General features: G+C 61.1%; 10 protein-coding genes. 8 read left to right on the forward strand and 2 right to left on the reverse strand.

Going from position 1 to position 11,988, the window contains the following annotated elements:
• Positions 1-94: 94 nt before the first annotated feature.
• On the forward strand, positions 95-1,672 hold the full coding sequence (locus tag J4E08_RS08225; RefSeq protein ID WP_349538059.1) for a lysine--tRNA ligase: 1,578 nt from the start codon (positions 95-97) through the stop codon (positions 1,670-1,672).
• 112 nt (positions 1,673-1,784) lie between these two features.
• Positions 1,785-2,210 carry a DUF4864 domain-containing protein gene (locus J4E08_RS08230; RefSeq protein ID WP_349538060.1) on the forward strand — a complete coding sequence of 142 codons (426 nt, stop codon included), beginning with the start codon at positions 1,785-1,787 and terminating at the stop codon, positions 2,208-2,210.
• 66 nt (positions 2,211-2,276) lie between these two features.
• Here the strand turns inward: J4E08_RS08230 and J4E08_RS08235 are convergent, their stop codons facing one another.
• Complete coding sequence (locus J4E08_RS08235) at positions 2,277-2,942, reverse strand: hypothetical protein (protein ID WP_349538061.1); 666 nt, start codon at positions 2,940-2,942, stop codon at positions 2,277-2,279.
• 147 nt (positions 2,943-3,089) lie between these two features.
• On the opposite strand from J4E08_RS08235, the gene parA reads away from it, so the two are divergent.
• Together parA and J4E08_RS08245 are read left to right on the forward strand one after the other, a co-directional pair.
• The gene (parA, locus tag J4E08_RS08240) at positions 3,090-3,728 is read left to right on the forward strand and encodes a ParA family partition ATPase (protein WP_183963808.1); all 639 of its coding nucleotides are present in this window, start codon (positions 3,090-3,092) and stop codon (positions 3,726-3,728) included.
• A 22-nt stretch (positions 3,729-3,750) separates the two neighbouring features.
• Positions 3,751-4,614, forward strand: a complete 864-nt coding sequence (locus tag J4E08_RS08245; RefSeq protein WP_349538062.1) for a DUF6206 family protein — start codon at positions 3,751-3,753, stop codon at positions 4,612-4,614.
• Positions 4,615-4,681: 67 nt separating this feature from the next.
• Here J4E08_RS08245 and J4E08_RS08250 read toward each other — a convergent pair whose 3' ends face one another.
• Positions 4,682-6,244: a PRC-barrel domain-containing protein gene (locus J4E08_RS08250; RefSeq protein ID WP_349538063.1), complete on the reverse strand. Its 1,563-nt coding sequence runs from the start codon at positions 6,242-6,244 to the stop codon at positions 4,682-4,684.
• A gap of 590 nt (positions 6,245-6,834) precedes the next feature.
• Here J4E08_RS08250 and J4E08_RS08255 point away from each other — a divergent pair.
• The 4 genes from J4E08_RS08255 to J4E08_RS08270 all read left to right on the forward strand — a co-directional run bounded on the left by J4E08_RS08255 (position 6,835) and on the right by J4E08_RS08270 (position 11,983).
• Positions 6,835-9,024, forward strand: coding sequence for a primosomal protein N' (locus J4E08_RS08255; protein ID WP_349538065.1), 2,190 nt, complete (start codon positions 6,835-6,837; stop codon positions 9,022-9,024).
• 201 nt (positions 9,025-9,225) lie between these two features.
• On the forward strand, positions 9,226-10,044 hold the full coding sequence (locus J4E08_RS08260; RefSeq protein ID WP_349538066.1) for a S49 family peptidase: 819 nt from the start codon (positions 9,226-9,228) through the stop codon (positions 10,042-10,044).
• Between the two features lie 191 nt (positions 10,045-10,235).
• Positions 10,236-11,183 (forward strand): calcium/sodium antiporter, encoded by a 948-nt coding sequence (locus J4E08_RS08265; RefSeq protein ID WP_349538067.1) that lies wholly within the window; start codon positions 10,236-10,238, stop codon positions 11,181-11,183.
• 14 nt (positions 11,184-11,197) lie between these two features.
• On the forward strand, positions 11,198-11,983 hold the full coding sequence (locus tag J4E08_RS08270; RefSeq protein WP_349538068.1) for an SDR family oxidoreductase: 786 nt from the start codon (positions 11,198-11,200) through the stop codon (positions 11,981-11,983).
• The last annotated feature ends 5 nt before the right edge of the window (positions 11,984-11,988 follow it).

Genomic DNA, 11,988 nt, shown 5'->3' on the forward strand with positions numbered 1-11,988 from the left:
GTCCATAAATGCGGCATTGCAGCGCAATTTATTGACGCTTGGCGCGCGGGGCAATAGGAAGCCCTGCGTTATTCCTCTTAGGAGTCTGTGGAAAATGTCCGATCTTCGCGAAGCCGCCATGAAAGCCAAGGCCTGGCCGTTTGAAGAAGCGCGCCGTATCCTCAAACGCTATGAGAAAAAAGCGCCCGAGAAGGGCTATGTCCTGTTCGAGACCGGCTATGGTCCGTCTGGCCTGCCGCACATCGGCACGTTCGGGGAAGTGGCACGCACCACGATGATCCGCCGCGCTTTTGAAGTGCTCTCGGATATTCCGACCCGTCTGATCTGCTTTTCCGACGATATGGACGGGATGCGGAAGGTGCCGGGCAATGTGCCCAACCGCGAGCGTCTGGCCGAGGATTTGCAGCGTCCGCTGACCTCTGTCTACGACCCGTTCGAGACGCACGACAGCTTTGGCGATCACAACAACGCCATGCTGCGCCGGTTCCTCGACACGTTCGGGTTCGACTACGAGTTCTATTCAGCGACCGAGTTCTACAAATCGGGCCAGTTCGACGAGATCCTGCTGCGCTGTGCCGAACGCTACGATGACCTGATGGCGATCATGCTGAAATCGTTGCGCGAAGAGCGGGCGGCGACCTATTCGATCTTCCTTCCGATCCATCCGGAAACCGGGCGCGTCATGTATGTGCCGATGAAGAACGTCGATGCAGAGAAGGGCGAGATCACCTTCGACGACGAGGACGGCAAGGAGTGGACCCTGCCGGTCACCGGCGGCAATGTGAAACTGCAATGGAAGCCGGACTTTGGCGCGCGCTGGGCGGCGCTTGGCGTTGATTTCGAGATGTACGGCAAGGACCATTCGACCAACACGCCGATCTATGACGGCATTTGCCGGGCCCTGGGCGAGCGCGCGCCGGAGCATTTCACATATGAACTGTTTCTGGATGACAGCGGCCAGAAGATCTCCAAGTCGTCAGGCAACGGGATCTCGATCGACGATTGGCTGAAATACGCCTCGACCGAGTCCTTGTCCTACTTCATGTTTCAAAAGCCGAAGACCGCCAAGCGTCTTTACTTTGACGTGATTCCCAAGGCGATGGATGAATATCACCAGCAGTTGCGCGCTTATCACACGCAGGATGTCGCGCAGCAGGTGAACAACCCGGTGTGGCACATCCATGGAGGCGACGTGCCGCAAAGCACGATGGTGGTTCCGTTCTCCATGCTGCTGAACCTCGCGTCGGCGGCCGGGGCCGAGGACAAGGCCGCCATGTGGGCCTTCATCAAGCGGTACGCGCCGACGGCTTCGCCGGATTCCCACCCGGATGTGGATGCGGCGGCGGGATATGCCGTGCGCTATTACGAAGATTTCGTGAAGCCAACAAAGGTCTTCCGGGCGCCCGAAGAGAAAGAGCGCGCTGCGATGGAGGATCTGGCTGCCCGCCTCAAGTCTTTCGATGGCACGGCGGACGACGAGACCCTGCAGTCGCTGGTCTTTGCCGTCGGCAAGGAGCACGAATTCGAAAACCTGCGAGAGTGGTTCAAGGCGCTTTACGAGGTCCTGCTCGGCCAGTCGCAGGGGCCGCGCTTTGGCGGGTTTATCGCGCTCTATGGTGTGAAGGAAACCGCCGCGCTGATCGACAAGGGCCTGGCGGGCCAATTGTCCTGATCTGATCCTCCATTGATGGTACGTTTTTCGCCCGCGGTTCACCGACTGCGGGCGAAACTTTTGACAGACCTTCTGCGTGGCTTACGTCTGATGTGCAGCGGGAGGACATGAGATGCGACTGTTGAAGGCAATATGTGTGGCGGCGTGGGGGGCGTTGGCATTTGTGCCTGCGGTGCGGGCCCAGGAGGTTTTGCCGCCCGAGTCCGGTATTACGGATGTGATCTCAGATCAGATTGCCGCGTTCCGGGAGGATGACTTCTTTGGTGCGTTTCAGTTCGCCAGCCCCAACATTCAGACGCAATTCGGCACGCCGGATCGGTTCGGAGCGATGGTGCGCAACGGCTACCCGATGGTCTGGCGGCCCGGTGACGTGCGCTTTGGCGATTTGCGGGAAGTGGATGGACAGATCTGGCAGGAGGTGTTGATCACCGATGAGGCGGGAAAGCGGTTTGGCCTGGCCTATCGCATGGAGCGTGTCCTGGGCGAGTGGAAGATCGGTGGCGTCATGGTGATCCCCGCGCCTGACGTGGCGGTTTGAAGGCGTCCGGGCGCGCGGTGCTGTTTGCCTGACGGCAAAAGCGCCCCGCCCACCCGGACGCGATCCCTAAAAGTCGCGCCAGAAGCCGATCTTGAGTCCCATGGATCTGTCCCCGGTTATCCCGTAGGTGACGCCCATCTCCGTCTTGAACCCTCTGCCCACGGGCGTGACCAGCGACGGGGCGAGGCGGACGAAAGGTGGATCGGAATGTTGCACGCCGGTCTGCAATTGCAGGATCGCTTTCCAATCTTCTGCAAAGTTTCGACCCCAGGTGGCATCCAGCTTGTAGTCCGTCGCCCCATCGTTGAGATGTATTTCGGCCTGTGCGTCGAAGGTGAGCCACCCATGGGACATCCCCCATCCGATGGAGAGACCGGGCCGCAGAACCATATCGCCAGAGATTTGCCCGAACCCGAGTTGAGCAGACAGTTTCGGACCGGTGTCCTTGTCGCGTAGTGGCACCTGTGCAAAAGCAACGGTTTTGCTGCCGCCAGACACGGACCGGCCGATGTCGAACCCCAAGGTGATGCGCTCGGTCAGCCCGTATTCCAGGTACAGCGTCTGATAATCCTGCGTCGGCCTTACCGACGTCCAGTCTGCCAAATCCTGTGGCCACGACAAACGCACTGCCCCTGAGAGGAAACCTTTGCCCGCGTCTCGGGGCCATGCGCCTGCTTCGACCAGGCAGGGCATGAGAAGGGCAGACAGCAGAGCGGCAGGCAGCAAGCGCATCGGGGCCTCCCGACGTGGCGGCAATAAGCGTTAAGCTTGCCAGAAACTCGGTTAATGGCGGGTTAAAGGGGCTTAACTCATGTGGCAGGGCTGGAAACCCGCCCAACGTGAGTGCAGTATCACATCGTATCTGACGGGGGAGCACAGATGGCAGGCAAGGTAATCACCGTGGCGCAGCAGAAGGGTGGCTCCGGCAAGACGACGCTGGCGGCGCATCTGGCGTTGGGGTTCCGCGCCGAAGGCAAGACTGTCGCGCTGATCGACCTCGATCCGCAGGGGTCGCTTGGGCGCTGGTATGTGACCCGGTTCGAAAACGACGAGGCGTCCTGCGAAGGGTTGGAGTTTTCCACATCTTCCGCATGGGGGATCTCGATGGAGGTGCGCAAGATGGCCAACGCCTGCGACATCGTCATCGTCGACACGCCTCCCAAGGTGGACAGTGACCTGCGCCCGGCGTTGCGCGTGGCGCATCTGGTTGTGGTGCCGGTGTCCGCAGGTCACATGGATCTATGGGCGACCGAAGGGGTGATGGACCTCGCCGCGCGCGAAAACAGGCCGATTTTGCTGGTGATGAACCGCACGCGTGCGGGAACGCGTCTTGGCGCAGAGGTGAACGAGGCGGCCAAACAACTTGGCGCGCCGGTGGCCGAGGCGATGATTGCACAGCGGGTGGGCTATGCCGAGGCCATGGGCCACGGGCGCGGCGCGCTTGAAATGCGCGGACCTGCGCGCGAAGAGATCGCGGCGCTTGTGGCAGAGGTGGCGGAGCGCCTGAATGCGGGGTAAGCCGCGCACAAAGGAGATGCCCATGACCGACGCCAGCCCGCACACGACCGAGCACGCCGATATCATCGCCGCTGTTGAGGCGCATGAGCGCAGCTCCGGCCAGCCAATTTCCAAGCTGGGGTATTTCACCGCGCCCTTCCGTCCATCGTCCGGACCGCTGGCGGATCGTGTGGTGAAGGTCTATCGCGGCTCCGGCACGCGGGCTCAGATGGACAAGCTTGCCGCCTGTCACGCCGATTATGTCACCGCGCTGCGCGGGGCAGGGGTGCCACTGCCCGAGACGGAATTCCATCTGGTGGACATGGCGGGTGCGGTGGTCCCGGTCGTCGTGCAACACGCATTGAACACGGCAGACCTGATGCGCCCGCTGATGCAATCAGAGCCGGTGGACAAGACGGTCGAGATGATGGAAGCCGCCGGTCAGGTGATCGCGCGCTTTTGGCATTGGGCCGAAGGCTATGACGGGCGCATCGGATTTCACCCGTCGATCCGCAACTTCGCCATCGTTGACGGTCAGGCGGTATTCTTTGATACATTTCCTCCGCTTATCCACTATTCGCGTGACGAAATGGGGAAAATGCTGCTGACGTTTTCTGAAAAGCGTTTGATGCGACTGGTGGGCCCACTTTTGCAGCGCAAGGTGACCGGCATTCAGGATGAATGGTATTCACCTGCCGAAACACTCGTTGGGCTTGTGGGATCGGCCTGTCGTCTACGGCCCGACGATGCGCAGGCCTATCTTGCGTGGGGCCGTGATTTCGTGAAGCGGGACATGGCCCCTTGGGCGGACGAAGCGCTGCCCGGTTTGCAGGATGCACCGAAGTTGCCCGGCTACTGGACAGGCTTCCGCAAAGTGCTTGGGTTGCAAGGCGAACCCAACGTTTGAACCCCCACATCTGACAACCAAAAAGGGCCGCCCGATGGGGCGGCCCAAATGTCTAGCAAAGTGCTAATTAGTCTTGGTAGCGCGGCATGTCACGCAGTTGATCTTCGGTGTACTGTGCCGAGATACGCATGTCGTTGCCTTCGCCCTCAACCGACAGATCGGTGAGCGGGACGGCCACGGAGCGTGCGCCGATACCCAAGAAACCGCTGATGTCGATCACCGCACGTTCCACGGCACCTTCAGAGTTGGTCAGCACGCGGCCGATGTCACCGATGGAGTCACCGTTTTCGTCATAAACGGTCATGCCCTCAAGCTCGGCAACGGTCAGCGACATCGCGTCACCTGCGTTGGACGCTTCAGCGTTCTCTTCGTCAGACATGTAGGCGCGCTGGCTGTCATCCATGGTCTCGTCGGTCATGGCGTCGCCTTGAGCTTGCTCGACCTGCTCGTCAGTTGTCAGAGCCGGATCAGCCTGCGCAGTTGCGTCAGCAGCTTGCTCGTCTTCCGACAGCATCGGGTCGGCTTCGGCCTGCTGCTGCTCCGCGTCCATGTCTTCCTTCAACATTGGCGCGCCGTTGGCATCCTGTTGCATCTCGGTGTCGTTGCCAGTGGCGCCTTCAGCATTGGCTTGCTGGAATGTCACCTTCGGCTCACCGGTCTGGTTGACCTGCACGGTGGGTTGCTCTGCCATCGAGTAGCGGATTTCAGGTTCGGACCCTTCGTAGTTCACGATCGGATCGACGCGGGAGATGTTGACCTGCGCTTCGCCGGCTTCATTGTGCTTCACCATGGCCTCGGCAACCTGTGTGGTCACGTTCGGCTCACCTTCGTCTTGGGACATGGTGGTGGTGACGGGCGCTGCGCCATCATTGTCCGCTGCGAGCCGCTCGGCTTCGTCGGGTTCCACGATACGGGCGTTCAGATCAAGAGCGACTTGCGGGTCGGCCTGCTCCACACGTACCGTCGGATCGGCCATGACGACGTCCACCTGCGGCTGCATGTTGCCAACGTTCACCGTGGGATCGGGCATGGTGATGATGATCTCAGGCGCAGCCTGTTCGATCGTGATGGTCGGCGCGGGCATATCCATCGTGATGATCTGCTGCGGCTGGCGAACGGTGATGGTGGGCTGCTGCTGTTCCACATCGACCGACGGCGCCTGCGACGTCACAGTAACATCCGCGTTGCCTTGTTCGATGTTTACATCTGGCTGCGGCACGGCGACGGCGACTTCGCCTTCGACGATGGCAGTGCGCTCGATCTCAACAGTTTCGGTCACTGTTTCCTGCTCCGACACCTGACGCGTCGCATCAACTTCGGCGTCCAGCTTTTCAGCCGCTGCGAAGGTCTCGGAACTGCGGTCTTCGTCGCTCATGAACGCCTGAAGGCCACCGGCTTCTTCAACGTCTTGCAGAACAACGAGGCAACGCTGCTCGGCATCTTGGTCGATCACGTTGTTCAAACGCTCCATGGATACGCCGTTGTCGCCGGACGTCTCAATCAACTGCGCCAAGTCCTGGCAAGCATCGCCGTCGTTTGTGTCAGTCGCTTGCGCTGACGCCATCCCGGCGGTGCCGGCAAGAACAAGTGCGGAGGTGCCAAGAAGATGGCGAATGGAGATATTGGTCATGAGTTGCTCCCTGATGAACTCTTTTGGTCAAACCCGGAATTGTTGCTGTCCCGTTGGTTTCTGAGCCCCCAACCCGACGAAAGCTCGGTTCGTTCCCACCGGAAATGAGGAGGAGGGGTGGCAGAAGGGAATTGGCGGTAAATGCCGAGCGCAACCCGGGGGCGAAATTTTCAGACTGTGCAGGGGGTTGCAGCCGGTCGCAAAAATTCTCACGGGCGATGAAAAAGTTGTGAAAATTTTTCATTAACCCGTGTCGATTTTCAAGCTGGGATGACGTTGGCGAGATCTTCGTAACCTATTGCGTTGACGTGATTCATATCCAGGTAAATTTTGATGCCGGCAACTGGTGCGCTGTGTCCAAGCCACGGGTCCATTTCACGAGGACGAGGATACACAAGGGGCAGGGGCGCCGCCGTTCGTCATGGCAAAAAGTATCATAACCCGTAAATAGTGCTCCCCAAATCGCCTTTGGGTTGAATGCTGGCTCACATGCGGTGAAGCAAGCAAAGCCATGGCCTTTGACAGGGATATTTTGATGAACATGCCGCAGGGGCGTTGCGCGCAAGCGGCGGTTGGGCCATCTGAAAGAGATGCAGGAATTCTTTGACGCAGGCGAACGCATCGGCGTTCTTACGACCCAACCGTTGGACAGGGTGCTGGATTACCGTGCGCCAGAGGGCGGCTGCTTTCTGGGGGCCTTTGTCGAGGTGCCGCTGGGACCGCGCAAGGTGCTGGGGGTGGTCTGGGGCCCGGGTGCGGGCGATTTCGACGCTTCCAAATTGCGCGCGGTGTTGCGGGTTCTGGATGCGCCGCCGATGCGAGAGGAAATGCGCGTTTTCCTTGAGAAGGCCGGCGCTTACACGCTGACGCCCATGGCTGCGATGCTTCGATTGGCGACCCGTGCGCCGGGCCTTGGCGATCCACCCTCCATGCGAAAGGTCTATCGTCTGGGCGAGGGCGAGGCGCCGCGCATGACCGACGCGCGCCGCCGCGTGCTGGAGGCCGCCGCCGAAATGGGCGGTCTCTCACTGACGTTGAAAGAACTGGCAGATGCCGCTGGCGTAACCTCCTCGGTGGTGAAGGGGCTGGTGAAATCCGGCGCAATCCGGGAGGAAGAAAGCCCCCGCGACACCCCCTTTCCGCGGCTTGATCCTGAATATGGCGGGAAGGACCTGACCGACGATCAGGCGGGCGCGGCGGCGGTGCTGTCAGAGGGCGTGCGCTCTGGCCGCTATGGAACGACCTTGCTGAAGGGCGTCACAGGGTCGGGCAAGACCGAGGTCTACCTGGAGGCCGTGGCGGAATGTCTGCGCGCCGGGCGACAGGCGCTGGTGCTCCTCCCCGAGATCGCCCTGTCCGGCGAATTCCTGCAACGGCTGGAGGCGCGGTTCGGCGCGCGGCCCGCAGAATGGCACTCCGGCGTGACCATGACAGAGCGGCGACGCGTCTGGCGGATGATCGGAGAAGGGCGTGCCCAAGTGGTGGTCGGCGCCCGCTCCGCGCTCTTTTTGCCGTTTCAGAACCTTGGACTGATCGTTGTGGATGAGGAACACGACACCTCTTACAAACAAGAAGAAGGCGTTTTGTACAATGCGCGCGATATGGCAGTGCTGCGGGCCTCCATTCTTGGCGCGCAGGTGGTGCTGGCCTCTGCGACACCGTCGCTGGAATCCTGGGTGAATGCGGATCTGGGCAAGTACAAACGTCTCGTGCTGACCTCACGCTTCGGCCCCGCGGTTATGCCGGAGATGAAGCCCATCGACATGCGCTCGCAAGAGCTGGCGTCGAACCGCTGGATCTCTCCACGCCTCGCCACGGCGGTCAAACAGCGGATGGAGCGCAAGGAACAAGCTCTGCTTTTCATCAACCGGCGCGGCTATGCGCCTGTGACGCTCTGCCGGGCCTGCGGGATGCAGATCGGCTGCGACCACTGCGATGCGCGCATGGTGGAACACCGCTTTCTGAAACGTCTCGTCTGTCACCAATGCGGTGAATCCAAACCCATGCCGGAGGTCTGCCCCAGCTGCGAGGTCGAAGGGAAGCTGGCCGCCGTGGGTCCGGGGGTCGAACGACTTGCCGAAGAGGCGCAGGAGCTGTTCCCCGACGCGCGCATCGCAGTTCTGTCCTCTGACCTTTATGGCACAGCGCGAGAGCTCAAGGCCCATATCGAAAGCATCGCCATGGGCGGCGCGGACATCATCATCGGCACCCAGCTTGTGGCCAAGGGCCACAACTTCCCACTGCTGACACTGGTGGGGGTGATCGACAGCGACCTGGGGCTCCAAGGCTCCGACCTGCGCGCGGCAGAGCGGACCTTCCAACTGATGCGACAGGTCGCGGGCCGTGCCGGTCGCGCCGAAAAACCGGGGCAAGCTCTGCTGCAAACCTATCAGCCGGAACACCCCGTGATCCGGGGCATTCTGGCCGGCGACGAGGAGGCATTCTGGCGCGCCGAGGCGGATGAACGCCGCATTGGCGGCATGCCCCCCTTCGGCCGCCTCGCAGCGATCATCCTGTCCGGCACCGAGCCGCAGGAGCTGTTCGACATCGGCAACTGGCTTGCGCGCAACGATGGTCCGCTGCGCCGGGTGGACGCGCAGGTCTACGGTCCGGCACCGGCCCCCATCGCGCGTGTGCGCGGTCGCCACCGCGTGCGTATGCTGGTGCGTGGCCCCAAGGAGGTGATGCTGCAAAATGCCCTCACCGACTGGACCCGCCCGGTCAAACTCAAAGGCGAAACACGCATCGCAATCGACATCGACCCGCAATCGTTCTTCTGACCTCTGTACGACGCGCCCCCGGCCTCACGGCTGTCACAATGACACCGGGGGAGGCCGCCGCAGGCGGGCCGGGTGCAGCGCCCCACCGACGCGCTTGTCGCCTGAACGCAGCGAAGTCGTTTCCCTGCATTCCGAAATATGGGACAGCTTCTTTGTCTGCGGTGCTTGTCGGCAGTGCCAAGCGTCTCTACATGCAAAGACATGAAACGCTGGATCCCATTCGTCAAAAGCTCGCCCCGGGTCGCTGTTGTGCGCCTGCAAGGTGCAATTTCCGTGCCCGCCCGTGGCAATCTAAGTGATCGCTCCATCGCGCCTCTGCTGGACAAGGCCTTCAAGACGAAGCCCGACGCCATCGCATTGGAAATCAATTCGCCGGGTGGTTCACCTGTGCAAAGCTCGCTCATCGGTGCCCGCATCCGGAGGCTTGCAGACGAAAAAAACATCCCCGTCCACGCCTTTGTCGAAGATGTGGCCGCTTCTGGCGGCTACTGGATTGCGTCGGCGGCAGATAAGATCTGGGCCGATCCATCGTCCATCCTCGGTTCGATCGGGGTGATCTCCTCGGGCTTCGGCGCTCATGTGTTCATGCAAAAGCAAGGCATCGAACGACGTGTGCACACGGCGGGCAAATCAAAATCCATGCTCGACCCTTTCCGTCCGGAAACCGAAGAGGACGTGGAGCGGCTGGAACGTCTGCTTGGACAATTGCACGACACGTTCATCACACAAATCAAGACGCGGCGCGGCGACACGCTCGCCGCCAACCCTGATCTTTTCACCGGGGAAATCTGGGTCGGGCAGGGCGCTGTCGATCAAGGACTTGCCGACGGTATCGGTCATCTGGTGCCAAAGATGAAAGAGCTTTACGGCGACAAGGTTCAGTTCAAACGCTTCTCCGCCAAGAAACCACTGCTGCCGCGGTTTGGTCTCTCCATGGGCCATGACATGGCGCAAGGCGTGGCCCAAGGCGTGTTGGCCGAGGTCGAGGAACGCGCCGATTACGCGCGGTTCGGGCTTTGATCGCCAAACTGGTCCTGCTGTTTTTGCTGATCATGGGCGTGCTCGGCATGTTTGGCGGCTGGCGGACCAAGACCGCACGACGGCTGAAAGGCATGCGCGACAAGGTGCGGCTGGACGCAGAAAAATGTGCAAAGTGTGGGCGCTATTCCATCGGAAAAGGCCCCTGTGCTTGCGAAAAGGGAACTCACTAAATGGTTTTTGTCTACGCGGTCCTTGGGCTACTTATCCTGCTTTTGGCCGGCGATGCCTTGGTCAAAGGCGCGGTGAACCTGTCTTTGCGCGTGGGCATCCCCGCGCTGATCGTGTCACTGACCATCGTCGCCTTTGGGACCTCCGCCCCTGAAATGTTGATTTCAGTCCAAGCGGCCTTGCGGAATGCGCCGGGCATCGCACTGGGGAATGTGATCGGCTCCAACACGGCCAACGTGTTGATGGTGCTCGGCATCCCCGCGATCATGACGGTGCTGCACACCTCGACCCATGATACCCGCAAAAGCTATCTGCAGATGATGTTTGCCACGCTGCTGTTTCTGGCGCTTGCGGTGCGGGAGACTTTCGATTGGAAATCCGGGATCGTGTTGCTTGCGGTGCTGGGCTTGATCCTGTTCGATCAGATCCGCGATGCGCTGCGCCATCGCCGTGCCGGAGAGCTGGACGAAGAGCTTGAAGAGCCCGAAGGCGCCGACCCCAGCATGCCTTGGTGGAAAATCGGTCTCTTCTTGCTGTTGGGTCTGATTGGCCTTCCGGTGGGGGCAGATCTTTTGGTGGACAGCGCGACGGAAATCGCGCGCATGTTCAACGTCTCTGACGAGGTGATCGGCCTGACACTGGTGGCTGTGGGCACCTCGCTGCCGGAACTTGCCACCACGGTCATGGCTGCTTTGCGCCGGCAGGCCGACGTGGCGCTGGGCAACGTGATCGGCTCGAATATGTTCAACCTGCTCGCGATCATCGGTGTCGCCTCTATCATTGCGCCGATGCCGTTTGAGCTGCCGGAGCTGACCTTCGATCTGGGTGTCATGCTGGCGGCCTCGCTGCTGATGATCCCCTTCGTCTTTTTGAAAAAGGATCTGACCCGCGTGTGGGGCGTGCTCTTGTCCTGTCTGTATATCGGCTATGTAGTTGCTGTGATCGTATAACGCGGGGCAGAAGCATGACCAAGATGAGGGCGCTGGTGACAGGCGCAGGCAAACGGCTGGGGCGTTCCATGGCGCTGGCGCTGGCAGAGCAAGGCTGTGACGTGGCCGTGCACTATGCCGGCTCTCAGGAGGCGGCTGAAGAGGTCGCCACCCAGATCCGCGACATGGGCCGTGACGCTGTGGCGGTGCAGGCCGATTTGTTGCAGGAGGCCGAGGCAGAGACGCTGGTCACCCGCGCGGCAGATGCCTTGGGTGGGCCGCTGACAGTCTTGGTTAACAGTGCGTCAATCTTCGAACATGACGACCTTGAAACGGCGACTCGCGACAGTTGGGACCGCGCCATCGAAAGCAATCTGCGCGCGCCGTTCGTGCTGATCCAGCGCTTTGCCGGACAGGTGCCCGATCCGGTGCGGGACGACCGGGGGGAGCCAGTCGCGCAAGGATTGGTGGTTAACATGATCGACCAGCGGGTGCGCAAGCTGACACCGGAATTTGCCTCCTATACCATCGCCAAGGCAGGGTTGTGGACGCTGACGCAGACCGCCGCACAGGCGTTGGCACCGCGCATTCGGGTGAACGGCATCGGGCCGGGTCCGACGCTGCGGGGTGGCCGTCAAAGCGAAGAGGATTTCGCCAAGCAGCGCGCATCGACGGTTCTGGAACGCGGCGCGGATGCCGAGGATATCACCGGTGCGCTTGTTTACCTTTTGCGGGCCAAAGCCGTGACGGGGCAGCTCTTTTGTATCGACGGTGGACAGCATCTGGCATGGCAAACACCCGACGTGGTGGGGCTGGAATAGCTGCT

This window comes from Sagittula sp. NFXS13 (assembly GCF_040148795.1).
Classification (GTDB): Bacteria; Pseudomonadota; Alphaproteobacteria; order Rhodobacterales; family Rhodobacteraceae; genus Sagittula; species Sagittula marina.

What these genes read in the sequence shown, in the direction of transcription:
- J4E08_RS08250 (WP_349538063.1), bottom strand. Translation starts at nt 6,244, where the DNA reads ATGACCAATATCTCCATTCGCCATCTTCTTGGCACCTCCGCACTTGTT.
- J4E08_RS08270 (WP_349538068.1), top strand. Translation starts at nt 11,198, where the DNA reads ATGACCAAGATGAGGGCGCTGGTGACAGGCGCAGGCAAACGGCTGGGG.
- J4E08_RS08255 (WP_349538065.1), top strand. Translation starts at nt 6,835, where the DNA reads ATGCAGGAATTCTTTGACGCAGGCGAACGCATCGGCGTTCTTACGACC.
- J4E08_RS08245 (WP_349538062.1), top strand. Translation starts at nt 3,751, where the DNA reads ATGACCGACGCCAGCCCGCACACGACCGAGCACGCCGATATCATCGCC.
- J4E08_RS08265 (WP_349538067.1), top strand. Translation starts at nt 10,236, where the DNA reads ATGGTTTTTGTCTACGCGGTCCTTGGGCTACTTATCCTGCTTTTGGCC.
- J4E08_RS08235 (WP_349538061.1), bottom strand. Translation starts at nt 2,942, where the DNA reads ATGCGCTTGCTGCCTGCCGCTCTGCTGTCTGCCCTTCTCATGCCCTGC.
- J4E08_RS08260 (WP_349538066.1), top strand. Translation starts at nt 9,226, where the DNA reads ATGAAACGCTGGATCCCATTCGTCAAAAGCTCGCCCCGGGTCGCTGTT.
- parA (WP_183963808.1), top strand. Translation starts at nt 3,090, where the DNA reads ATGGCAGGCAAGGTAATCACCGTGGCGCAGCAGAAGGGTGGCTCCGGC.
- J4E08_RS08230 (WP_349538060.1), top strand. Translation starts at nt 1,785, where the DNA reads ATGCGACTGTTGAAGGCAATATGTGTGGCGGCGTGGGGGGCGTTGGCA.
- J4E08_RS08225 (WP_349538059.1), top strand. Translation starts at nt 95, where the DNA reads ATGTCCGATCTTCGCGAAGCCGCCATGAAAGCCAAGGCCTGGCCGTTT.